The sequence below is a fragment of the Agarivorans sp. QJM3NY_33 genome, from assembly GCF_050870865.2.
Classification (GTDB): domain Bacteria; phylum Pseudomonadota; class Gammaproteobacteria; order Enterobacterales; family Celerinatantimonadaceae; genus Agarivorans.
The window spans coordinates 2,325,032-2,348,998 of sequence record NZ_CP194039.2; the positions used below are offsets into that span (position 1 = coordinate 2,325,032).

19 protein-coding genes are annotated in these 23,967 nt (G+C 44.1%); 10 read left to right on the plus strand and 9 right to left on the minus strand.

The window, feature by feature from the left end; genetic code table 11:
* The first annotated feature begins 265 nt into the window (after nt 1-265).
* The 5 genes from pepN to ACRRSY_RS10485 all read left to right on the plus strand — a co-directional run bounded on the left by pepN (nt 266) and on the right by ACRRSY_RS10485 (nt 9,826).
* Nucleotides 266-2,890, plus strand: a complete 2,625-nt coding sequence (gene pepN / locus ACRRSY_RS10465; RefSeq protein ID WP_432459475.1) for an aminopeptidase N — start codon at nt 266-268, stop codon at nt 2,888-2,890.
* A 17-nt stretch (nt 2,891-2,907) separates the two neighbouring features.
* Nucleotides 2,908-3,126, plus strand: coding sequence for a DUF2835 family protein (locus ACRRSY_RS10470; protein WP_432452973.1), 219 nt, complete (start codon nt 2,908-2,910; stop codon nt 3,124-3,126).
* Nucleotides 3,127-3,284: 158 nt separating this feature from the next.
* Nucleotides 3,285-8,117 (plus strand): NAD-glutamate dehydrogenase, encoded by a 4,833-nt coding sequence (locus ACRRSY_RS10475; protein ID WP_432463132.1) that lies wholly within the window; start codon nt 3,285-3,287, stop codon nt 8,115-8,117.
* 57 nt (nt 8,118-8,174) lie between these two features.
* Entirely contained in the window at nt 8,175-9,185 is a 1,011-nt protein-coding gene (pyrD, locus tag ACRRSY_RS10480; RefSeq protein ID WP_432463133.1) for a quinone-dependent dihydroorotate dehydrogenase, read from the plus strand.
* A gap of 89 nt (nt 9,186-9,274) precedes the next feature.
* Nucleotides 9,275-9,826: a cell division protein ZapC domain-containing protein gene (locus ACRRSY_RS10485; RefSeq protein WP_432463134.1), complete on the plus strand. Its 552-nt coding sequence runs from the start codon at nt 9,275-9,277 to the stop codon at nt 9,824-9,826.
* A 200-nt stretch (nt 9,827-10,026) separates the two neighbouring features.
* Here the strand turns inward: ACRRSY_RS10485 and ACRRSY_RS10490 are convergent, their stop codons facing one another.
* The gene (locus ACRRSY_RS10490) at nt 10,027-10,668 is read right to left on the minus strand and encodes an arylesterase (RefSeq protein ID WP_432463135.1); all 642 of its coding nucleotides are present in this window, start codon (nt 10,666-10,668) and stop codon (nt 10,027-10,029) included.
* Nucleotides 10,669-10,684: 16 nt separating this feature from the next.
* Here ACRRSY_RS10490 and ACRRSY_RS10495 point away from each other — a divergent pair, with 16 nt between their 5' ends.
* The 3 genes from ACRRSY_RS10495 to cysB all read left to right on the plus strand — a co-directional run bounded on the left by ACRRSY_RS10495 (nt 10,685) and on the right by cysB (nt 15,088).
* Nucleotides 10,685-11,383 (plus strand): ABC transporter ATP-binding protein, encoded by a 699-nt coding sequence (locus tag ACRRSY_RS10495; RefSeq protein ID WP_432452978.1) that lies wholly within the window; start codon nt 10,685-10,687, stop codon nt 11,381-11,383.
* Nucleotides 11,384-11,393: 10 nt separating this feature from the next.
* On the plus strand, nt 11,394-13,892 hold the full coding sequence (locus ACRRSY_RS10500) for an ABC transporter permease (protein ID WP_432463136.1): 2,499 nt from the start codon (nt 11,394-11,396) through the stop codon (nt 13,890-13,892).
* A gap of 209 nt (nt 13,893-14,101) precedes the next feature.
* Entirely contained in the window at nt 14,102-15,088 is a 987-nt protein-coding gene (gene cysB, locus ACRRSY_RS10505; RefSeq protein WP_432452980.1) for an HTH-type transcriptional regulator CysB, read from the plus strand.
* A gap of 71 nt (nt 15,089-15,159) precedes the next feature.
* Here cysB and ACRRSY_RS10510 read toward each other — a convergent pair whose 3' ends face one another.
* The 3 genes from ACRRSY_RS10510 to pabB all read right to left on the minus strand — a co-directional run bounded on the left by ACRRSY_RS10510 (nt 15,160) and on the right by pabB (nt 18,541).
* Nucleotides 15,160-16,512 (minus strand): L-serine ammonia-lyase, encoded by a 1,353-nt coding sequence (locus ACRRSY_RS10510; protein ID WP_432463137.1) that lies wholly within the window; start codon nt 16,510-16,512, stop codon nt 15,160-15,162.
* Nucleotides 16,513-16,577: 65 nt separating this feature from the next.
* On the minus strand, nt 16,578-17,141 hold the full coding sequence (locus ACRRSY_RS10515) for a CoA pyrophosphatase (protein WP_432452982.1): 564 nt from the start codon (nt 17,139-17,141) through the stop codon (nt 16,578-16,580).
* Between the two features lie 29 nt (nt 17,142-17,170).
* Entirely contained in the window at nt 17,171-18,541 is a 1,371-nt protein-coding gene (gene pabB, locus ACRRSY_RS10520) for an aminodeoxychorismate synthase component I (protein ID WP_432463138.1), read from the minus strand.
* A 195-nt stretch (nt 18,542-18,736) separates the two neighbouring features.
* Here pabB and ACRRSY_RS10525 point away from each other — a divergent pair, with 195 nt between their 5' ends.
* Nucleotides 18,737-20,263, plus strand: a complete 1,527-nt coding sequence (locus ACRRSY_RS10525) for a fumarate hydratase (protein ID WP_432452984.1) — start codon at nt 18,737-18,739, stop codon at nt 20,261-20,263.
* 12 nt (nt 20,264-20,275) lie between these two features.
* On the opposite strand, the gene ACRRSY_RS10530 is transcribed toward ACRRSY_RS10525, so the two are convergent.
* The 5 genes from ACRRSY_RS10530 to ACRRSY_RS10550 form a co-directional block, all read right to left on the minus strand.
* Complete coding sequence (locus ACRRSY_RS10530) at nt 20,276-20,728, minus strand: DoxX family protein (protein WP_432452985.1); 453 nt, start codon at nt 20,726-20,728, stop codon at nt 20,276-20,278.
* Nucleotides 20,715-21,494 (minus strand): HvfC/BufC family peptide modification chaperone, encoded by a 780-nt coding sequence (locus tag ACRRSY_RS10535; RefSeq protein WP_432463139.1) that lies wholly within the window; start codon nt 21,492-21,494, stop codon nt 20,715-20,717. The genes ACRRSY_RS10530 and ACRRSY_RS10535 overlap by 14 nt, the downstream gene beginning before the upstream one ends.
* Nucleotides 21,487-22,329: an MNIO family bufferin maturase gene (bufB, locus tag ACRRSY_RS10540; RefSeq protein ID WP_432463141.1), complete on the minus strand. Its 843-nt coding sequence runs from the start codon at nt 22,327-22,329 to the stop codon at nt 21,487-21,489. Before bufB ends, ACRRSY_RS10535 begins: the two co-directional genes overlap by 8 nt.
* Nucleotides 22,330-22,394: 65 nt before the next feature.
* Nucleotides 22,395-22,649 carry a BufA1 family periplasmic bufferin-type metallophore gene (locus ACRRSY_RS10545; RefSeq protein ID WP_432452989.1) on the minus strand — a complete coding sequence of 85 codons (255 nt, stop codon included), beginning with the start codon at nt 22,647-22,649 and terminating at the stop codon, nt 22,395-22,397.
* A 57-nt stretch (nt 22,650-22,706) separates the two neighbouring features.
* Nucleotides 22,707-22,961, minus strand: coding sequence for a BufA1 family periplasmic bufferin-type metallophore (locus ACRRSY_RS10550; protein ID WP_432452990.1), 255 nt, complete (start codon nt 22,959-22,961; stop codon nt 22,707-22,709).
* A 399-nt stretch (nt 22,962-23,360) separates the two neighbouring features.
* On the opposite strand from ACRRSY_RS10550, the gene ACRRSY_RS10555 reads away from it, so the two are divergent.
* On the plus strand, nt 23,361-23,966 hold the full coding sequence (locus tag ACRRSY_RS10555; RefSeq protein ID WP_432463142.1) for a hypothetical protein: 606 nt from the start codon (nt 23,361-23,363) through the stop codon (nt 23,964-23,966).
* Nucleotide 23,967 lies beyond the last annotated feature (1 nt).

Genomic DNA, 23,967 nt, shown 5'->3' on the forward strand with positions numbered 1-23,967 from the left:
TTAGTCCCTTTAAAATCGTTAGCAGCAGTCGCCAATATCTCTTACAATACAACTCGGTCTGTTTATCTTTTACGATTGTAGTCACTCGATTGACACTTCTTTGCCCAAGTACTCATTGATGTCGCTTTTTTAGTTTAGATTCATCAGCATATTGTTTTAAAATGGTTTTTTTAAACCTGAGCGTTTATTACAATTTTACGACTGAAGATAAACCGACTTAAACACGTTTTAGTTTATTTTTGAATTTCTACTAAAAGGAAGAGTCATGGCAGAACTAGCAGCCCAACCCGTCGCTAAATATCGTGCAGATTATCAAGCACCTCAATATACCATCGAGCAGGTGGATTTAGAATTTGACCTCGAGCCTAATCATACTAAGGTGACAGCGGTATCCAAGGTGCTTCGGGTCGATGCCTCCGCCGAAGATTTAGTCTTAGATGGGGAAAAGCTGCAACTGCTGTCCATCAAGGTCAATCAGCAAGCACACACCGATTACCACGTTACTGACAGTCAATTAGTGTTGAGTAACTTGCCGACAAGTTTCGATTTAGAAATTGTGACTCAAATTAATCCGGTCGAAAACAAGGCCTTCGAAGGTTTGTATCAGTCAGGGAATGCTTTTTGTACTCAGTGTGAAGCCGAAGGATTTCGACGGATCACCTACTTCCTCGATCGGCCAGATGTTTTAGCGACCTATCACACCAAAATTATTGCTGACAAAGCAGCTTATCCGTATCTACTCGCTAATGGTAATAAGATAGAGCAGGGCGACCTCGACAATGGTAAACATTGGGTGCGCTGGCAAGACCCATTTCCCAAACCATGTTACTTGTTTGCATTAGTTGCGGGTGATTTTGATTTACTTGAAGACAGTTTTGTTACCCAATCGGGGCGGCGGATTGCGCTCGAGTTATTTGTCGATAAGGGTAATTTGGATCGAAGTGAACACGCGATGCAATCCCTGAAAGAGGCGATGAAGTGGGACGAGCAACGTTTTAACTTAGAATATGACCTCGACATTTATATGATTGTAGCTGTCGATTTCTTCAATATGGGCGCGATGGAAAATAAGGGCCTTAATGTCTTTAATTCAAAATATGTTCTAGCGAACAAACAGAGCGCCACCGATAGTGATTTCTTAGGCATAGAAGCGGTCATTGGTCACGAGTATTTTCATAACTGGACTGGTAACCGAATTACCTGTAGAGATTGGTTTCAACTCTCTTTAAAAGAAGGCTTGACGGTATTCCGAGATCAAGAATTCAGCTCTGATTTGGGCTCAAGGGCCGTCAATCGGATCAAAAATGTACGTATTTTACGTAGTCATCAGTTTGCCGAAGATGCGGGACCAATGGCCCATCCAATTCGCCCTGATAAGGTGATTGAAATGAATAATTTCTACACTTTAACAGTTTACGAAAAGGGCGCAGAAGTGATCCGTATGTTACACACCTTATTAGGTGAAGCGGCCTTTCAAGCTGGGATGAAAACTTATGTTGAGCGTCACGACGGACAAGCAGTCACCTGCGATGACTTTGTGAATGCGATGCAAGATGCCAGCGGCAAAGATCTTAGCCAATTTAAGTTATGGTACAGCCAATCGGGTACCCCTATTTTAAATGCCATTGGCAATTACGATAAACAAGCGCAGCAGTTTAATCTTAGTATTTCGCAACATACTGCGGCCACCGCAGATCAAACGCAAAAGCAGGCCTTACATATTCCGGTGTCTATCGAGTTATTAGCCAGTGATGGTCAAAGTTTAGCGCTTACTGCTCAAGGGCAAACGCTATCTTCAGTGCTTGAGTTAACATCGGCTGAGCAAAGCTGGGTATTTGATGGCATCACTAGCCAACCAACCGTGGTATTGCTGCAAGATTTATCTGCACCTGTAAAACTAGAAATGGATTATTCACTAACTGAATTGTTACTGATCATTAACCATGCGAGTAATACTTTTGCTCGTTGGGATGGCATGCAAAAGCTAGTCGCACGTTGGATGCAGCAAGCGGTTGGGCTGTTACAGCAGGGCCAAACGCTGAATGTTGCCGATGAAATTGTTGAAACCTTCCGACAATTACTCAATGATCGTCAGCTCGATAATGGTTTATTGGCTGAATTATTAACGATTAGTAGTGAAAACGAAATCGCCGATAGCTTTGCCGCGGTGGATGTCGATGCGATTGCTGAGTCGAGAGACTTCTTTATTTCTGTACTGGCCAATCGTTTAAGTGAAGAATTTGTATCCCTTGAGCGTTTATGTGCCGGATCTGAGCAGCAAACTCTGGCGCATTCTGATATCGCGTGGCGCTCTTTGCGTGCCGCTTGCTTACAGTATGTGGCATATATTAAGCCAGAAGTGGTCTTGGCAGCCTATTTTGAGAGTTCATTAATGACCGATAAGCTGGCGGCAATGGCAGCGGCTAACAATGCCCAAATTGAGCAGCGGCAGCAGATGTTTGATGATTATGAGCAACACTGGCAACATGATGGTTTAGTCATGGATAAATGGTTTGCCTTACAGGCTAATTTTGCACAAGGAGATAGTCTCGCTCGGGTTAAAGCCCTCACCGAACATCCGAGCTTTAGCATGGAAAATCCCAACCGTGTTCGCGCCTTAATTGGAAGTTTTGTAAATAATAACCTTCGAAAGTTTCACGCAAAAGATGGTTCTGGCTATTGTTATTTAACCGATGTTTTGTGTATCTTAAATCAACAAAACCCACAAGTGGCATCGCGCTTGATTACACCTTTGATCCAAACGGTAAAACTTGATCAACCACGTAAAGACTTGATTATTGAGCAATTACAACGTTTAGCAGATTTGCCAGACTTGAGTAAAGATCTTTATGAAAAAGTCACCAATGGTTTACAACAACTCAGAGCTTAATCAGTATCGTTTTCAGTATGAAACAGTATTATTTTAATTTACATATTTCATATCTGGAGTTTGAGCGGGTCTACCGAGGTAGTGCCCGTTCGGTGATCGCTGTTGATGATAAAGGCACGCGGGTGCAAATTCCCGCGTTGCGTTTTTTGTCCTTTTTAAATGCTTCAGGCATTAGCGGTCGTTTTGTATTATCGACCGATAACCAAAATAAATTCATATCTCTTCAAAAAATCTAGTGAACAATGTTGTATATATGTAAAAACATGGTTTAATTGCCGCTGTAGTTGTTCGAGTTATTTTTCGATTAATTTTTAAACCCGACTACACTCAAATAAACAATAAGCTGTTGTTTTACACAATAATAATATTACTCTACTTAGAAAAGGAATGCGTTATGACAAGAGCGCAGCAACACGCCTCCGTATTACTTAAGAAAGTCTATCAAATTGTTAACCAGAAACTGGATGCAAGGGCGGCGCCCTTAGCTGAGCAGTTTTTAACTCGGCTGTTTTCTGGGCTAGGCAGTGACGACCTGGCCAATCGCAGTGACAGCGACTTATATGGGGTCGGAGTTGGCTTATGGAATACGCTAAATCTTACAAAAACTTGTGACCGACATATTAAAGTCTATAACCCTGAGTTAAGCCGTCACGGTTGGCAATCTACCCACACGATTATCGAAATTGTTGTACCAGATTCACCGTTTTTAGTTGATTCGGTTCGAATGGCCTTGGTTCGCAGTGGCATTAATACTCACTTATTATTGCATCAACCAATGCGTTTAGACCGCGATGAGAATAATCAAGTGACCGCTGTATATGACGTGCAGCATAGTGAGTTTGGCAATCAAACCATATTCATGATTGAAGTTGACCGCCAAAGCGACGAAACAGCCTTGCGTAAGTTGAGTAACGAACTGAGTAAGGTCTTGGACGAAGTCGCAGTGGTGGTTAATGATTGGCAGGTGATGCTGCAAAAGTTAATTGATGTCACCGCAGACTTGGCCAAAACTAAAGGGCCAATAGACAACTATTTACTAGCTCAGAGCTGTGCTTTTTTAGAGTGGATGTCTGATCACAACTTTACGCTGATGGGCTATCGTCACTACGCACTCAAAGAAGTGAAAGGGGACTTTCAGTTGATTCCCGATGACGAAGGCAGTTTAGGTCTCTACCGAGAATATGTGACGAGTCAGGTAGTCTCTTTATCGAGCTATACCGAGGCCGGTCGTGAACTGGCGACGAATCAGACGCCGTTGGTGTTGAACAAGAGTAATCATAAGTCGCGAGTGCATCGTCCTGCTTATATCGATCACGTTGGGATTAAAGTTTTTAATAAAGCGGGTCAGGTGATTGGAGAGCATCGTTTTGTCGGTTTATATGCTTCTTCTATCTATAATCGCAGTCCTCTAGAAATCCCCTTGATTAATCAAAAGCTTGCTCGAATTATGGTTAACTCGGCTCTACCCGAAGGGTCTCATGCATATAAGTCATTGCTGAATATTATGGAAACTTATCCCAGAGATGAGTTGATCCAGGCGAGTGAAGAGGAATTGTTGAATATTGGTTTAGGTGTCGAGCAAATTCAAGAGCGCGACTTAGTGAAGTTGTTTGTGCGAAAAGATTTATACGGGCGTTTCTACTCTTGCTTGGTTTATACCAGCAAAGACCGTTATAACACGGCTTTAAGGATAGATAGCCAAGAGATATTCAAGCAACACTTTAAATCCACGGAAGAAGTCGAATTTACAACCTATTACACTGAAGGCTCAATGGCGCGCACTCACTATCTAGTGAGAGTAGATAATAGCAATCAGGAGTTTGATTTGAGCCAGTTACAAACTAACCTAATTGAAGCCGCTAGAACCTGGGAAGACCGTTTATCAGATTCTTTGGTATCTAATTTCGGTGAAGAGCGTGCGATTCAATTAAGCAGTAAATATCAAAGTGCTTTTCCTCGTTCATATAAAGAAGACGTGCTACCGGGTTCGGCTGTTGCCGATATCATGCAATTTGAAGAACTCAGTGATGAGAATCAATTGGGGATGTTGTTCTATCGGCCCCAAGAAGAGAATATTAATAACAATCATGTCCGCTTAAAATTATTTCATTTGAATGAACCGTTACATCTTTCTGATGTATTACCGATGTTAGAAAATATGGGCTTGCGGGTGATTGGTGAAACACCATATCGCTTAACCAGCAGCGATAATAAAGTATATTGGTTGTTGGACTTTTCGATGTTGTTTGTGGGCGAACAAGCTTTGGACATCGAAAAAAATCGTGATAATTTCCAACAAGCCTTTGCTGAAATTTGGTCTGGACAGCTTGAAAACGACGGTTTCAATCGCTTGGTTTTGGCTGCGCAAGTGTCCGGTAGAAATGTTGCCTTACTCAGAGCCTACGCGAAGTATATGCGTCAGATCGGCAGTAATTTTAACCAAAGTTATATTGAAGAAACCTTCGCAAGTTACCCGCAAATATCTACCTTATTAATGGATTTATTCCATCGTCGTTTTAATCCCAGTCTAAAGCGTTCTGAAAAGACCGAAGAAAAGATAGAAGCGAAGTTGATTAGTTTGTTGGATGGTGTCGAAAACCTAGATGATGACCGAATTATTCGTCGTTACTTAGAGATGATTAAAGCAACTTTACGGACCAATTTTTACCAGCTTACTGCAGACAAACAAGTTAAAGACTATATCTCCTTTAAAATTGACCCTCGGCAAATTTCGGATATGCCGCAGCCTGTGCCAATGTTCGAAGTTTTTGTTTATTCGCCGAGAGTCGAAGGGGTTCACCTACGGGGAGGTAAAGTTGCTCGAGGTGGACTGCGCTGGTCTGATCGACGTGAAGACTTTAGAACTGAGGTACTGGGTCTAGTCAAAGCTCAACAGGTGAAAAACACGGTGATCGTACCAGTCGGTGCTAAAGGTGGTTTTGTTTGTAAGCGTTTGCCTGCGCCGAGTGATCGAGATGCTTGGTTAACCGAAGGCAAACAGTGTTATCGCACCTTTATTCGCGGTTTATTGGATATTACCGATAATAATATTAAGGGAGAGATTATTGCGCCTCCCCAAGTGGTTCGACGTGACCCTGATGATCCTTATTTGGTGGTGGCCGCCGATAAAGGTACCGCAACTTTCTCTGACATTGCCAACCAAATTAGTCAGGAGTATCAATTCTGGATGGGGGATGCCTTCGCATCCGGTGGCAGTAACGGTTACGATCATAAAGGTATGGGGATTACTGCTCGAGGGGCTTGGGAGTCGGTAAAACGTCATTTCCGAGAAATTGGCGTGAATTGTCAAACCTCCGACTTTAGCTGTGTCGCAGTTGGGGATATGGCAGGTGATGTATTTGGGAATGGGATGTTGCTTTCGGAACATACCTGTTTAGTTGCTGCCTTCAACCATATGCATATCTTTATTGACCCCAATCCTGATGTAGCGCGTTCTTACCAAGAACGTAAACGGCTATTTGAATTACCGCGTTCCTCATGGCAAGACTACGACAACAGTTTAATCTCTGAAGGTGGAGGCATTTTCTTACGTAGTGCTAAGTCGATTAAGCTAAGCCCTGAAATTCAGCGTCTACTTGATACCAAACTAAGCAGTGTTACGCCAAATGCTTTGATTCAGTTGATCCTATGTGCATCTGTTGATTTATTTTGGAACGGTGGTATTGGGACTTATATCAAAGCCAGTTCCGAATCCAATACCGACGTTGGTGATCGCGCTAATGATTCGTTGCGGATCAATGGTAAGCAACTTCGCGCGAAAATTGTTGGTGAAGGGGGCAATCTTGGGATTACTCAGCTTGGCCGTATTGAAATTGCCGAGAATGGCGGTCGAATTAATACCGATTTCACCGATAATGTGGGTGGTGTAGATTGCTCCGATAATGAAGTGAATATTAAAATTTTGCTCAATGGCTTGGTGACAAATGGTGATCTTACAGAAAAACAACGTAACAAATTGTTAGTTGAAATGACCGAAGATGTGTCACTCATTGTATTAGAAAATGCCTATCGTCAGAGTCAATCGATCAGTGCGACGGAACAACTTGGTGAGAGTACCGTTAAAGAAGTTAGCCGCTTTATGCATATTTTAGAGCGGGAAGGGCGTTTAAACCGAAGTTTAGAGTTTTTGCCTAGCGATGAAGAGTTATTAGAGCGAGAGGCAAATGGTCAAGGGCTCACCAGACCCGAATTAGCGGTGTTGGTTGCATATGGCAAAATGGCCTTGAAAGAATGGTTTAATGTTTCCGAAGTAACCGAGGATCCCTATCTTAGTCAAACTTTGATTAAGTCTTTCCCTGCTTTATTGCAGCAACGTTATGTTGAACAGATGCATCAGCATCCACTTCGCCAAGAGATTGTGGCGACTCGTTTGGCGAACCAGGTGGTCGATGATGTTGGCTTTAACTTTGTCACTCGCCTGATTGAAGAAACGGGGTCGAGCGCCGCAGAAATTTGTACTTGTTATATGACTGCTTGTGAAGTCTTTGGCGCATGGGAGCTTTATGAGCAAATTGAAGCCTTGGATAATCGAGTGAATGCGCAACTTCAATTGAGCATGATTAACAGCTTGCGCAGGACTATACGTCGAGCCACGCGACGTTTCTTAACACTAAGAGATCGCTCCTTGACCATCGCAGAGCAAATAGAACGTTATCGCCCGAGTTATTTGCAACTAAATCAGCAGTTACTGGACGTACTTGCCAGCGATGAGGTGGACTTGGTAAATCAGCAAGCAGATAAGCTGCAGCAGCAACATGTGCCAGCAGAGTTAGCCAGTACCATGGCCAAGATGGATTCGATGTTTTCGATCTTAGACCTCACCGAGATTGCTGAACAAGGCGAGCAAGATATTGTTACGGTGGCAAGACTGTACTTTAATCTTGGTGCAAATATCGGCTTACATTGGTTCCTAGAGCAAATTAATATCCAAGCGGTAGATAACCATTGGCAGGCCTTAGCGCGTTCTTCTTTTAGAGAAGATCTCGACTGGCAACAACGGCAGCTTACCATGAGTGCTCTAAAATGGGCGACTCAGATGGAAAGTGAAAATGCTTTGGATGATTGGTTAGCCGCTCACGAGAGCCTTTTGCTTCGCTGGAATCAGATGTTGGCCGACTTCAAAACCGGAAATATCCATGAATTTGCGAAATTTTCAGTATTATTAAGGGAATTGAATCTATTAAATTTAAATTGCTCGGTAAACTAGTATAAAATACTGCCCCCGAAGCCCTGCATCTTCGGGGGTCTTATACTAGGAGTCTAAATGTATTACCCACTCGCTCGTAAACTAATTTTTCAACTAAATCCTGAATCCGCTCATGATCTGACTATCGAGATGTTTAAGCGTACTGGCGGAACCTTACTTGACAGACTGTACCGCCAACAAGTTCCAGCCAACCCAGTAGAACTAATGGGACTTACGTTTCCTAATCCGGTCGGCTTAGCGGCTGGTTTAGATAAGAATGGCGAGTGTATTCAAGCTTTTGCTGCAATGGGCTTTGGTTTTATAGAAGTTGGAACGGTAACCCCTCGCGCTCAGTCAGGTAACGAAAAGCCTCGTATTTTTAGGGTATTAGAAGCCGAAGGTTTAATTAATCGAATGGGCTTTAATAATAAAGGGATCGATTATTTAATCAATCAGGTTGAGCAAAGCCAGTTCAAAGGGATCCTTGGGATCAATATTGGTAAAAACTTTGATACGCCTGTTGAAAATGGTAAAGACGATTATTTAATCGGTATGAATAAAGCCTTTGCCCATGCCTCTTATATCGCAGTTAATATTTCTAGTCCAAATACTCCCGGTTTAAGATCCTTACAATATGGTGAAGCGCTAGAAGATCTATTAAAGGATCTTACTGAGCGAAAAGATCAACTTAGCCAACAATATAATAAACATGTACCACTGTTGATTAAAATAGCACCTGATTTATCAGAAGCGGAAATTGAACAAATTAGTTACAGTCTGATCCGTTATAAATTAGATGGGGTGATTGCAACCAATACCACCCTAGAGCGCTCAATGGTTGAGGGGATGAACCATGCTAGTGAGGCTGGAGGTTTAAGCGGGCGTCCTTTGCAATTAAAATCGACAGAAGTTATTCGTAAATTAGATCATTATTTAAAATCGGAGATCCCGATCATTGGTGTTGGCGGAATAGACTCAGGGATGGCTGCAAAAGAAAAAATGGAAGCGGGAGCCAAACTAGTTCAAATATATAGTGGATTTATTTATAAAGGTCCCGAATTAATTAAGCAGATTTCCAAAGTTATATAAAAAATTTTTAAATTTATTTGTTATTATTGAGTTCACGTAGTACATTTGTTTATTAAGTGAACTCACATGGATAGATCTGTCTTTTTAAAATGTTAATACAACCTAATAAACAATGGCACTGGATATTCGATACCAATAAAGGAGTAATGACTCTGGACTTGGGGCCTAATATGCTGTTTGTGTCTAAGTTGTGTAAAAAGCGTTGTGTTCTACATGCTCAAGAAGACAGTCCTTTCACGACCGAACAGACTCAGCTTTATTATCAATTTTTAGAGCAATTAGAAGAGGTTAATTGGTCTGAAGCGATTAAAGTTCAAATTTGTTTAAATGCTTTAGCCGCCGCGCAATTTCTTAAACCGTTGATGCCGCAAAGTTGGTTTTTCAAGAGTATCGGCACCGTTCAGCAAAGCGATTTGCAATTGGGTCAACTGGTGGTACTACAAAGTGATTACGCGCATAGTCGCTGTGTGATTGTTGAGCGCAGTGAGCAAAGCTATACGGTGATGACCATTGAAGCAGGCTTGCAATTGGACCAGCGTAAAAGTTTAGGTCAATTTGAAGCCATTAAAGTGATGCACGATCGGGTCATGCCTCTCTCTCGTTTACTTCAACCATCTCGCGGTTTCGCCCAAACAGCTTAGGCCTCCTCAATTGCTTCATTTCGGGCATAAGCTTGGTTTCACATTCAAATATAGTTACCACAAACTGATTGATGGATAATTGAGCGTTCTGATTCAAATCAAGCTTGTCGGTTATCAGCGTCAGCTCGGTCTAATCAATAGACTGTTTTACGGACGAATAAGCCGTGTCTAGAAGCATTAATTATTTAAAGTTACTGTGGCTAATCTTGAACTAATTCAAGTAATTGCTGCTGCATCCGCCGACTAATCAAGGCTTGCGCCTGCTGATTGGGATGGATCCCATCGTTTTGCATCAATTCGCTTTGGGTCGCGATATCTTCAATAAAAAAAGGTAAGTAATTGATCTGTTGTTGTTCTGCCAGCGTTTTATATAAGCTTTCAAAGGCAGTGGTGTAACGTTTGCCATAGTTTGGCGGGATGCGGATTTGCATCACCGCCACTTGTATACCTTGCTGCTTGGCGAGTTGCACCATTGCTGTAAGATTATCGGTGATACTGTTAATCGCCTGGCCTTGTAGGCCATCATTACCACCAAGCTCAATAAGTAGCCAATCGACAGGATGTTCTGCCAATAAATCTGGTAATCTTCGTAAAGCACCGGCGCTGGTTTCACCGCTGATACTTGCATTAATTAAGTATAACGGCTTATTGTTGTCTCGATAGTGTTGTTCAGTGAGTGATACCCAGCCTTGCTCAAGGGTCATACCGTAGGCGGCACTTAAACTATCACCGAGGATTAACATCGATTTGGTATTTGCTCTAGCTTTGGTATTTATTGTCAAACAGAGTAAAACCAGCAATAAGCTGAATACGTAATACCCAGTTTTCCGAGTAACAATCATTATCGAGTACCTATTTATGTCAGTAGAATCACAGTCGTCTCCCTCTAAGATAATCATAAATGCAACTGGACTCAATCATCAGGTTGCCACTCCAAATGGGAGTTTGAGCTTATTAAAAGATATCAATGTGCAAATTAACCAAGGAGAATCACTTGCCATTGTGGGCGCATCTGGTTCAGGAAAAACTACCTTACTCAGTATTTTAGCTGGCTTGGATAGCGCCAGCCAGGGAGAGGTTGAATTATGCAGCGAAAAATTGTCGGCCTTAGATGAAGAGCAACGGGCACGTTTAAGACGCGATAAAGTGGGTTTTATTTTTCAACAGTTTTTATTAGTTCCAGCCTTAACTGCTCTGGAAAACGTTATGTTACCGGCAGAATTAAAAGGGATCGCCAAGGCTAAGGAGTTGGCGGAACAGTGGCTAAATAAGGTGGGCTTAACCGAGCGCCATCATCATTATCCTAATCAACTGTCTGGTGGCGAGCAACAAAGGGTTGCAATTGCGAGAGCCTTTATTTGCCAGCCCGAGGTCTTGTTTGCGGATGAACCTTCCGCCAATTTAGATAGTGACAACGGAAAAAACATTGAAGACTTGTTATTTGCATTAAACCAACAATCGGGCGCGACCTTAGTTTTGGTGACCCATGAACGAGGTTTGGCGGAGCGTTGCTCAAGGCAAATAACCTTACAAGCTGGGCAAATGATTGACGGATAAGGAATCTTCGATGAATAAGCTGATTTGGCGTTTATTTCGTGCTGAACTGCGGCGTGGGGAACTGACGATTATTGCCGCTGCTATTGTGCTTGCGGTGAGCTCAGTATGGTTGTTCAGTAGTATTACTGATCGTTTAGAACAGGCCATTTTTTCTAAGAGCGGAGACTTTATTGCCGCCGACCGCTTGGTTCGTAGTGGACATCCCGTTGATCTTGATTTGGCGCAGCGAGCAAGCCGCTTACAATTAGATTACGCGGAGCAATTGCTCTTTCCATCGATGTTATATGCCAATGATAAGTTAGTTTTGGCGAGTGTGAAGGCGGTGTCGAATCACTATCCACTGAAGGGGGCGTTGCGAGTGAGTAAACAGCCGACTGGTAGTGGTGGTGCCTCGATAAAAGGCGTTCCGATAGGACAAGTGTATTTAGCCGAACGTTTGTTTTATCAGCTTGGCGTAAATATTGGCGATCAAATTGAGATAGGCGAGGCGATATTAAAGATCGCCGGGCGTATCGTGAATGAACCAGATGCGCCATTTAGCGTATTTATGACTGCGCCTCGGGTCATGATGAATATCGCCGATGTGCTTCAAACCGAGGTGGTTCAGCCTGGCAGTCGCTTATCTTACCGCTACATGTTCGCAGGAAGTAAATCTCGTTTAGCCGACTTAGAGCTGCAATTAAAGCCCTTGCTCGCGGATAATCAACGTTTCATTAACGTCAGTAGTGGTAGCTCTCCGCTAGCCAATGCCTTAACCAAGGCGCAGCAATTTTTATTGCTTGCGGGCTTAATTGGGGTTTTGTTGGCTTGCGTGGCGATTGCGGTCGCCAGCAGGCTGTACTGTCAACGTCATTACGATACGGTGGCGATGTTTAAAGTTGTTGGGGCAAGTAAAGTACAGATCAGACGCATTTACATTGGACATTTATCTAGCGTCGTTTTGTTATCAACATTGCTGGGATTGGGACTTGCCTCCATTTTGCAATGGCCTGTGGTCAATTATGTGGAAGCTAGTATTAACATTACCTTGCCAAGCGCAGGTTTGAAACCTTATCTGATGGCGGTGGGTAGTGGTTTGATTTGTGGCTTTGCCTTTACTTTGCCCACTCTCTTACAGTTATTTAATGTGGCACCAATGCGGGTGATCCGTCGTGACAGCGACGATGGTGTGGTGAAGCCGTTATGGGTCGGCCTATGGATGCTGCTGAGCGTGTTTGGCTTATTATGGTTGTATAGCGCATCTTTATCGCTCAGCCTTATTCTATTGGGCGTAGGTTTATTGGCGGTGTTGGTGCTGTTGTTAACCAGCCAGCTATTGCTGTGGCTACTTAAAAAACGTTCAAGCAATTTAGGTCACGTGAGCCTTAAAATTGCGGTCTCATCGCTTTATAAAAGAGCAAAGCAGAATCGGGTTCAGTTGATTGGCTTTACCGTTGCCATCAAACTTGCTTTAGTGGTGTGGGTGATTCAACAGGATCTCATTAGCGAATGGCAGCAACAACTGCCGGCCGGGGCTCCTAACCATTTTGTTTACAATATTAGCCAACAGCAAAAACAGCCATTAATCGATCGTTTCGCGGCCGAGAACATTAATTTGGGCCCCTTGTTTCCGATGTTGCGTGGGCGCTTAGTGGCGATCAATGATGAGCTAGTGAGTCAGCAAGCCAATGGCGAATATTCAGATAAGGAATCGTCGCGTCGTCGTGGGGCTGGTCGGGAACTTAATTTAAGTAGCACTGCAGACTTACCCTATCGAAATCAAGTAATTGATGGCCAGTGGTTAAGCCCTCAAAGCCAGCAGCAAGCTTCGGTGGAGCAAGATTTTGCCGAGCGTTTAGCGATTAAACTCGGTGATACGCTGCGTTTTATGGTGGGAGCCAGTACCTTTGAAGTAAAGGTAAGCAGTATTCGCAGTGTTGATTGGAATACCATGCAACCAAATTTCTTTGTGCTATTGAGTCAAGATGTGATGGCCTCTTTTCCAAGTGGATATTTGAGTTCTTTTAATTTACCAGCCAATAAAAGTGCTTGGATGGCTGAAACTATGGCGAGTTTTCCTACCTTGGTATTAATTGATGTGAAGGCTCTGATTCAGCAGTTAAGCCAAGTGGTTGACCAAGTATCACTGGCGCTTCGATTGGTGTTGGTGGTGGTACTGTTAGCCAGTAGTTTAGTGCTATTTGCTCAAGTGCAGGGCTCGTTACAAGAACGCCGACTGCAAACGGTGATTCTACGCACTCTAGGTGCTAGCGGTAAAGTATTGAGAAATGCTGTGATTTATGAATTTGTTATCCTCGGTCTATTATCTGGCTTCATCGCCGCGTGCGCAGCTCAAGGGGTATTATTGTTACTACAAACTCAAGTGTTTGAGATCCGACCGATGTTGAACTGGAGCCTGTGGTTGATTGGCCCAGTGTTGGGAATGGTGGTGATTGCCAGTATGGGGGCGAGTTCAACCTTACGTTTACTGAAGCGAAACTCGGCTCAGTTGGTGAGAAGTTTGCGTTAAGCTTTTCTCGCTTTAGTGGTCTTTGTATTCACTTAAGTGGTGAGTCGCAGCCCAATCTAAGCTAATGTTGCTTCCGCTTTGTTAAAATCAATGGAAAGTGATTTCATTATGGTCTGCAATGGCTATATACTTATGAAAAAATGTAATAAGAGCTTAACTCGCGGGTATATTTGTGGTTAAGACAGTTTGGCGCTAGAGAATCTAACAAAATGAAATTACAGCAATTACGCTATATCGCAGAAGTCGTTAATAATAACCTTAACGTATCTGCAACTGCCGAAAGTTTATATACCTCGCAACCGGGGATTAGTAAGCAGATCCGCTTGTTAGAAGACGAGTTAGGGGTACAAATCTTTAAACGTAGTGGCAAACATCTTAGCCAAGTCACCCCTGCTGGCCAAGAAATTATACGGATCAGCAATGAAATTATGGCGAAGGTGGAGAGCATTAAAGCTGTGGCTAGTCAGCATACTCATCCTGACCAAGGCTCATTAAACATTTCCACCACCCATACTCAAGCACGTTATGCCCTACCAGAAGTGATTCAAGGTTTTATTCATCGTTATCCGAATGTTTCGTTAAATATGCATCAAGGCACGCCCAATCAAATTAACGAAGCGGTTGCCAAGGGCAGTGCAGACTTTGCGATTGCGACCGAGGCCTTACATATCTTTTCCGATTTGGTGATGTTGCCGTGTTATCACTGGAACCGGAGTATTCTCGTACCACCCGATCATGAGCTGGCGAAGAAACATCTGAATGGTGAAGTTGTGACCATTAATGATTTAGCTAAACATTCAATAGTCACCTATATTTTTGGTTTTACTGGACGCTCAGACCTTGACGACGCCTTTGGCCGTGCGGGTAAGGTACCCAAAATTGTCTTTACTGCCACCGACGCCGACGTGATTAAAACTTATGTGCGAATGGGCATTGGTGTCGGGGTATTGGCAACGATGGCGATTGATAAGCAACAAGATCAGGACTTAGTCGCGATTGATGCGAGTCACTTATTTAGAGCGAGTACCACTAAAATTTGTTTCCGAAAAGGAACCTTCCTACGGACCTATATGTATGATTTCATCGAACGCTTTGCTCCTCATTTGACTCGCGATTTAGTCGATAGGGCAGTACAAGCAAAATCATTCGATGAAGTTGAAGCTTTGTTCAACGAGATCCAATTACCAACCATTTAAGTGTTCAAAAAAGCAGTCGAAGTGACTGCTTTCATTGTTTCTGATTTTAATTCGCCAGTTAGCTGACTGCTTTAACACTCGATAATGTTGACCGCTAAACCACCGCGCGATGTTTCTTTGTACTTACTCTTCATATCACGACCAGTTTCCCACATCGTTTTTATCGCTTTGTCTAGCGATACCTTGTGTTCTCCACTCCCGCGAAGCGCTAAACGTGCGGCATTAATCGCCTTCAATGCGCCCATCGCATTGCGTTCGATACAAGGAACTTGTACCAAACCACCGATGGGGTCACAGGTGAGTCCTAGATTATGTTCGATGCCGATCTCGGCTGCATTTTCAATTTGTTCGGGTTTGCCGCCAAATAGAGCCGTTAAGCCAGCTGCCGCCATTGAGCAGGCGACGCCCACCTCGCCCTGACATCCAACTTCGGCACCAGAAATTGAAGCGTTGGTTTTATATAAAGAGCCAATTGCGGTGGCGGTCAAAAAAAACTGATTTAGGGCATCTTGGTCTAAGGCTTGTACAAAATTGTGATAGTAATGTAATACGGCAGGAATGATCCCCGCGGCCCCATTGGTCGGGGCGGTAACCACGCGTCCACCTGCGGCATTTTCTTCGCTAACGGCAAGCGCATATAAATTGACCCAGTCCATAACATTGAGGGGGTCAGAGCTTAGGTTTTGTTGCGAATTGAGCTGACGCTTTAAGCAGGGGGCTCGTCGAGCTAGCTTGAGGCCGCCGGGTAAGATCCCCTCTTCTCCCATACCGCGAGCCACACAGGCTTGCATTGTTTGCCAAATTTGTTGGGTGTACGCGCTAATGCTACGCGTAGAACAATGTACTTGCTCATTGCAAGAAACCACCGCAGCGATGCTTTTACCGCTTTCTTTACAGCGTAATAGTAAGGAATCGGCACTGTCGTAAGGGTAGGGGTAGTTAGCCTCATGGGCTGCAACGGCTTCGCCATCTTCAATAATGTAACCTCCACCAATCGAGTAGTAGGTTGCCGAAATGGTTTTACCATTGTCGAGTGTGGCGGTAAAACGTAAGGCATTACTGTGCACAGGTAAGCTTCTACGTCGGTGAAAAACAATCGCGCCAACTTTTGGAAAGTTAATTATTTTAGAGTTTAATAAATTTAACTCTTGGCTTTGTTCTACCTCTTGTAACATTTGCTCAACGGCATCAATATCAATAGACTCGGGAGTTTCGCCTAATAGGCCGAGAATGACTGCCTTACCTGTGCCGTGGCCTTTCCCGGTGGCGCCTAACGAGCCAAATAGCTCGACTTGTAAGTGATTGATCCGCTGGAATTGCGGTTGTAAATTTTCAGCAAATAGTTTCGCCGCCTTCATCGGGCCTACGGTATGAGAGCTGGATGGACCAATACCAATGGAAAAAAGGTCAAATAAACTTACCATTTATGTTGTTACCTAAAAAATCGAATCGAATAAGTTATTAATTCTGTTGTGCTAAGTATATCTAGTTATCCGCAACAATGAGAGGCCAAATTATACAATATTTGCGCGGTTGCTCCCCAAATGACGTGCTTTTCGACTTCGATGAAATAAACCTGTTTCACGCGGCCTTTGCGATAAAAACGATAGCCCTGATAATTGCTTAAAGACAAAAAAGGCTGCAAGGGTAAAACAATCACTTGAGCCACTTCGTTGTCGTTGATCTTAAACGCAAGGTCTTGCTTGGCGGTCGCGATAAAGGGACTCACCGAGAAATTGCTGACGGTATTTAACTGCGGAAGTTGCCCTAAAATGGTAAATAACTTGGGGTTAATTCCTATTTCTTCTTCGGTTTCACGCAATGCAGTGTGTTGTAAGTTGTGATCGGTGCTGTCGTATTTCCCGCCGGGAAAGCTGATCTCCGAGGGGTGATGCCGTAACTGAGCGCTGCGCTGAGTCAGTACCAGTTGCTCCGTTTGTCCTGGCTGGGCGATGATTGGCACCAAGACTGCCGCAGCTTGCTTTGTTGACTTGGCTGAGTTGGCCACAGCAGGATGCAATAGATAGCGTTGTAGGTAGTGGTGGGTATGCATAAATACAATTGGATCCTTGAGTCTCAGCCTTACTGTAAGGCTGGCAAAATACGACTGAGCTTATCGAAACATTCTTGGTATTCGGCATCGACCTCAGAGTCAACCACAATCCCGCCGCCAGCCCAACAATAGATCTGCTGTTGTTCACATACCAAAGTTCGGATCGTGATATTGGTATCCATATCGCCATTGGCGCTGATATAACCGATAGCTCCACAATAGGCGTTACGGCGGTTTGCTTCAAGTTCTTCAATAATCTGCATCGCCCGGATTTTAGGCGCGCCAGTGATTGATCCTCCAGGAAAACAGGCCGCTAGAAGTTGTTCGCTTGAGTACTGTTTGGCAAGTTCTGCGCGAATGGTACTCACCAGATGGTGCACCGCAGGGAACGATTCTATATTAAATAGCTTGGGCACTGTCACACTGCCAGACTTGGCGACTCGGCCAATGTCATTTCGCAATAGGTCGACAATCATCAAGTTCTCGGCTTGATCTTTTTCCGCGATGGCCAGTTCTTCGGCTAAAGCTCTATCTTTAGCCGGATCGCTACTGCGCGGGCGAGTGCCTTTAATCGGTTTGGTTTCGATCATTCCTTGTTTCAGGCGAATAAAACGTTCGGGCGATACACTCAGAATACAGCTGTCTTCGAGGCGTAAAAACGCCGAAAATGGTGCTTTGTTGGCTGCAATCAGTTTTTGATAAGCAGTGAGTTCACTACCTTGATAGCTGGCTTGAAAGCGTTGGGTTAAATTAATTTGGTAGCAGTCGCCACTGAGTAGGTATTGTTGCACCTGAGCAAAACGTTGCTGATACTGTGCCTGACTAAGGTTGCTCTGCCATTGGCTGGTTAAACTAAATGTTTGCTCAGGTGCCGCTTGCTGTTGTAATAACCATTGCTCGCGTTCTACCAGCTGTGCATAGGCGCTTAATTGATCATCATGATCAGCGTGGTGCACGAGAGTACTACGTTGTTGTTGGTGGTCATAGATCAAGGCCCAGTCATAAAATCCGACTGCCATATCCGGGCTACGCAGATCAGCTTGAAGACGTTGTGGTAGCGGCTCCAATTGGCGACCCAAATCGTATGACCAAAGTCCCAGAGCACCACCGCAAAATGGGAGCTCAAGTTGCTGATCCGTCGCCTTAGAAAATAATTGCAGCCGCAGTTTTTCTAATAAATCGAAGGGGGCTTGTTTGCTTTGGTAGTGTTGCTCGCCAAGTCTAACCGTGGATATTTCTGCTCGAGTACAAACCGTGGCGATGGGATCAGCCACTAAAATGTCGTAACGGCTGTTCTCATGCTCACTGGATGCGGATTGCAAGAAGCAACACCACTGTTGGTTGGCGATCCGCTCGAATAGCGTTGCCGATTCTAAACAAAAAGATTTACTAACAATCATAGGGTTGGTTTTTACTGGCCATTAGCTAAAGGTATTATAAATACGTAGATAAATTGTAAAAATTTCGGACTAGGTTATAGCAGGCTTTATAGCGCAAGCGTATTATAGGCGGGAAGGATAACGATTATAACCCGAATAGCCAAGGACTGAGTTCACTCAATGTACCAAGGCAAAATAAGGACCTGTGGAGACTTTATGACCATCATCCGAAAACAAGACTTTATTGACAGTGTCGCTGAATCACTGCAATTCATTTCTTATTACCATCCTCTCGATTTTGTGAAAGCGATGGCTGCGGCTTACGAGAAAGAGCAAAGTACCGCGGCAAAAGATGCCATCGCACAAATTTTAATTAACTCACGAATGTGCGCCCAAGGTTTACGACCGATTTGTCAAGATACCGGCATTATTACAGCCTTTGTCAAAGTCGGTATGCAGGTTCAGTGGGACAGTGACCTTACCGTGCAGGAAATGGTCGACGAAGGCGTGCGACGAGCCTATACCAATCCCGATAATCCACTGCGCGCTTCTATTGTCGCCGACCCGAATGGGGCGAGGAAAAATACCAAAGATAATACGCCCGCGGTGGTTCACATCGATTTAGTCGCTGGTGATAAAGTGGAAATTATGGTCGCCGCGAAGGGCGGTGGTAGTGAAAACAAATCAAAAATGGCGATGCTTAACCCTTCTGACTCTGTGGCCGAGTGGGTACTTAAAACCTTGCCGACCATGGGAGCCGGTTGGTGTCCTCCCGGCATGGTTGGAATTGGCATCGGTGGCACCGCAGAGAAGGCTGCAGTGATGGCAAAAGAATCGCTGATGGATCCGGTAGATATTCAAGACCTACAGGAGCGTGGCGCAACTAACGCCGATGAAGAGCTGCGTTTAGAATTAATGGAAGGTATTAATAAGCTGGGAATTGGTGCGCAAGGCTTGGGGGGGTTAACCACGGTTTTAGATGTCAAAGTAAAATCTTGCCCAACTCATGCGGCATCCAAGCCGGTGGTTTTGATCCCCAACTGTGCGGCGACTCGGCATGCTCATTTTGTTTTGGATGGTAGTGGTCCAGCACTGCTAACGCCACCGAAGCTGGAAGACTGGCCAGAAATTACCTGGGATGTGGGTGACAATGTACGCCGTGTTGATGTAAACAGCATTACTAAAGAAGAAATAGCCAGCTGGAAAATGGGCGAAACGGTATTGCTTAATGGTAAGATTTTAACGGGTCGCGATGCAGCGCATAAGCGTATTAAAGAATACTTAGAGCAAGGTAAACCATTCCCCAATGGCGTCGATTTTAACGGTCGCTTTATTTACTACGTAGGGCCAGTTGATGCGGTACGCGACGAAGCTGTAGGCCCTGCAGGCCCAACTACCTCGACTCGGATGGATAAGTTTACCGACATGATGCTTGAAGAAACCGGTTTGTTGGGCATGATTGGTAAGGCAGAACGCGGCCAAGCAACCGTTGATTCTATCGCGAAGCACCAATCGGTTTACCTAATGGCAGTAGGTGGCGCCGCCTATTTGGTGTCTAAAGCGATTAAGCAAGCCAAAGTCGTCGCGTTTGAAGATTTAGGTATGGAAGCCATCTACGAGTTTGAAGTTGAAGATATGCCAGTCACTGTAGCGGTAGATAGTGATGGCAACTCAGCTCATCAACAAGGCCCTGCTATTTGGAAGGCCAAGATTGAAGAGCTGGATGCAAAAATGAAAGCTTAATGAAAAAGCGGCTTAGGCCGCTTTTTTTTGTGCCATTTTATGCGTGAGGTAACGATCCAATGAAAGAGGACCTGCGCCCCATATTAAGTTGATCAGTAACATCAGTCCCCATAATTGGTGATCATAGAATCCGCCCGGCCACAGCACAGGATAAGACACGACCGCAATAATGTTGAATACGAACAGTTTTAAGGAAAATATACGGGTAAATAAACCCAAGACTAAAAAGATTGGCAAAATTAATTCTGCGGCGGTGCCTAAGTAAGCGGCTAACTCCCAAGGAATAATCGGAACCTGATATTCTTCTTCAAATAAGTAAAGAGTTGAATCCCATGAACTGATCTTAAGATAACCAGAACGAAAAAACACCGAAGCAACCCACAGTCGGGTGATGGTGAGTAACAGCGGGATCAGAAGTGATTGCATCGCCGTGACAGCTTTTAAATAGAGATTATAGATTGCCATGCTCTGGCCCTCCGGTGGCGTTTGCGTGGCTAAAGCTGGCAAACCTTTGTTGATGGATGGCATCACCCAATAAGGCTTCTAGTTCAAACAGACAATGTTCCGGTAATTGTTCTAAAGGCCGTTGCTGATGACAGTGGGCTAAGAACTCAAAACTAAGAGCCGATATTTGTTCTATGGCAACTTCAAAATTGGCTTGTTTAGTGAGTAATAGATAGTCATTTTGTTGTAGCTCGATCGCCTCAACTTGCTCGGCCTGTACCATCTGATAAATATCAAAAATAGGATACTGGCTGGATAACAAGGTATATTGCGGGGCCAAGTGCAGAACCACAGACCCCAAGTTTTCAGGCGCAATGGTTTGCAGTTCAGCGATAGATAAAAACGTGGAACTCAATGCTTGCCCGGCGGTTTGCTCAATCAGCCAATCGAGTTGAGCAACTGCTGGCAAATAGGGGAGCTCGGCTAGCTTGGGTTGTTGTTGCAGAAATAAATCAAAACCTTGACCAAATAAATTCAAGTCGCCTTGATCGTGTCCTTTGGCCAAGATGAAACGCTTAGCCGATTGACAAAAATATTCTTCACCAACCAATTTTTGGATGGTTGGGTAGCTCGCAGAGAGGGCTTCGCTTAAACTCAACAAGTAGTTGTTTTGGTATATCTGCATCGATTCGTCGGCAGTCAACTGGCCTTGCTGAAGATGTTGATGGATGGCGTTTTCTTGATGGTTTAGTGCATTTGAAAACTGCTGTTGTAATTGTTTAAGCACAAGCCACCTCTGTCACTAGTTGATCAATTGCGCGCGCTCGATCCATTTCCTGGCACAGTACTTCTAGCGCAGGGAAGTCACTATCCCATTCGATGAGTACAGGAATCTGGTTTGTAAAGTGTTGCTGGAAGTATTGATATAAATCCCAAACGGGTTGATGGACGGCTTGGTTATGGCTATCAATCAGCACCGTTTTTCCATCAAATTGTTTTTCGGTGTAGCCCGCTAGATGGATCTCTTGTACGGCGTTAAGATTGAGATGCTCGAGGTACTGCTGATAATTCCAGCCTAAGTTATAAGCACTCACATATACATTGTTAATATCAAGTAAAAGCCCACAGCCCGTTTGCGCCACGAGTTGGTTTAAAAATTCGGGTTCAGGGATATGGCTTTCTGCATAGGCCAAATATGCGGAAGGGTTTTCGATTAATAGCTGTCGTCCTAGAAAATCTTGGGCTTGATTCACGTGGTCAACAAATACTTTTAAGCATTCTTCAGTATAAGGTAGGGGTAGCAGGTCGTTGTAATAACGGCCATTTATACTGCTCCAGCTTAAATGTTCGGAAATTATAAAAGGTTGAATGTGATCAATTAAGGTTTTTAGTTTGCTTAAATGAGCAATACTCAATGCATCGCTAGAACCTAGTGATAGCCCAACGCCATGTACGCTAATAGGGGTGTGTTCAGCAATTTGAGTCAGCTGGTGATAGTCGTAGCTATGTGGATTGAAATAATTTTCGGCGTGAATTTCTAGCCAATCGATGTTGGGATGTTTGGCTAATAGCTGTGTCGCAAAGTCGGATCGTAAACCCAAGCCGTATTGTTTTTTAGTCATATTTATCGTCATCTTTACGGGGTGGGAAGGGACTGTCGAACCAAACTTGGTTCGACATCATCAACTTAGCTAGCTTCGGTGCTACCGCCAGCTAATTTGCCACAAAGACCCTTAGGTAAAACCACAAATGCATCTTTCTGGCTGTCAGATTTTGCAGTGCCAGCACAAGAGCTATTTTTAGTCGCGCAGTCATTTTGGCCTGCTTTGGCAACGCCGTAGCATTTTTCTTTATCGGCGGCGAATGCAGGGCTTGCACCTAAAGTTCCTAAAGCGATTAAACCTGAAACAGCAGTGGCGATGGCGAGGTTAGATTTTTTCATAGTTGATTCCTAATGTAGTGATCTTTAAATGTTGGTTTGCTTATTCAATGTTATTTATTAGCTAGCTTGGGTACTGCCGCCGGCCAATTTGCCGCAGAGACCTTTGGGTAAAACCACAAATGCATCTTTCTGGCTGTCAGATTTTGCAGTGCCAGCACAAGAGCTGTTTTTAGTGGCACAATCATTTTGACCCGCTTTGGCAACGCCGTAGCATTTTTCTTTATCTGCTGCGAATGCAGGGCTTGCACCCAAAGTTCCTAAAGCGATTAAACCTGATACGGCAGTAGCGACGGCGAGGTTAGATTTCTTCATGGTTGTTCCCTTATTCATTTAGCCTGGTGTTTGTTACAACTTGCTTACTTCGTTGTAACTAATGAAACCGAGTTTATTAAAAAAAGATTTCACGATGCATGAAAAAAATATTAATTATTTAATGATAATGGCTGTTTTAGTCCGGTTGATTTTTACAATAAATGTATATTTAACAGATGCTTGCGGGTGTTAATTGGAAATTAGATTATATTTTGTGAAGTCGTGTCAATTGTGTATTAAGTAGCCAGAATGTTAGCTGGAAGTGAAATGAAGCGTAGGAAAAAACAGGAGGCTCTCGATATTTTGAGGCGAGTTGACAGCGGGTATTGGGCAACAATGCTTGTGGAACCGCCATTCATAGTGAATCATGTAAGTACTCAATAAATAGAGGCGAACGATATGAAACTGGCAATTTGCTGGAGTGTAGGGGTTTTATTGTTAGGCGCTTGTAGTCCGCGGGTGCCGCCAAACCAACCGCAACGCAGTGCTCAGCAACAGCGCGACACGATAGTGGTGAGCGCCGACACGGGTTTTGCTTTAATAGCCCAACAAACCGTATGTGACCATCCAATGTTGGCCGAAGCGCTGCGTAATCCACAATTGTCGGATTTAGCAGCCTATGATCTGATGCACCACGCACTTACCAATGCATTGCTCGAGCGCGGGCTTGCTTATCAAAGTAAGGCGAGCGAAAGTTGTGACTATTGGTTGGCCTTTGCTATTCCTAGCAGCCAGCAACTTAGTGACCTGCAACTGATGAGTTTATTTGGGGTGTCTCCCGGTTTAGCCGATGATGGCAATCAAGATTTTCAGCGAGCAACTCTATACCTCAGTTTATATCAGCCTGGTTCAGGTCGCCCCAGTTGGCAGTTAAGTATGCAAGCCTTTGCTGCGGTGGAAATCGATCAACAGGGACGTAGAAAGCTGAAGCTTAAGCCAGAGGGTGTTGATTATGTGATAAACCGTATCTTTGCGCATTTGAAAGTCGACGTTATTCGGCCTTAAG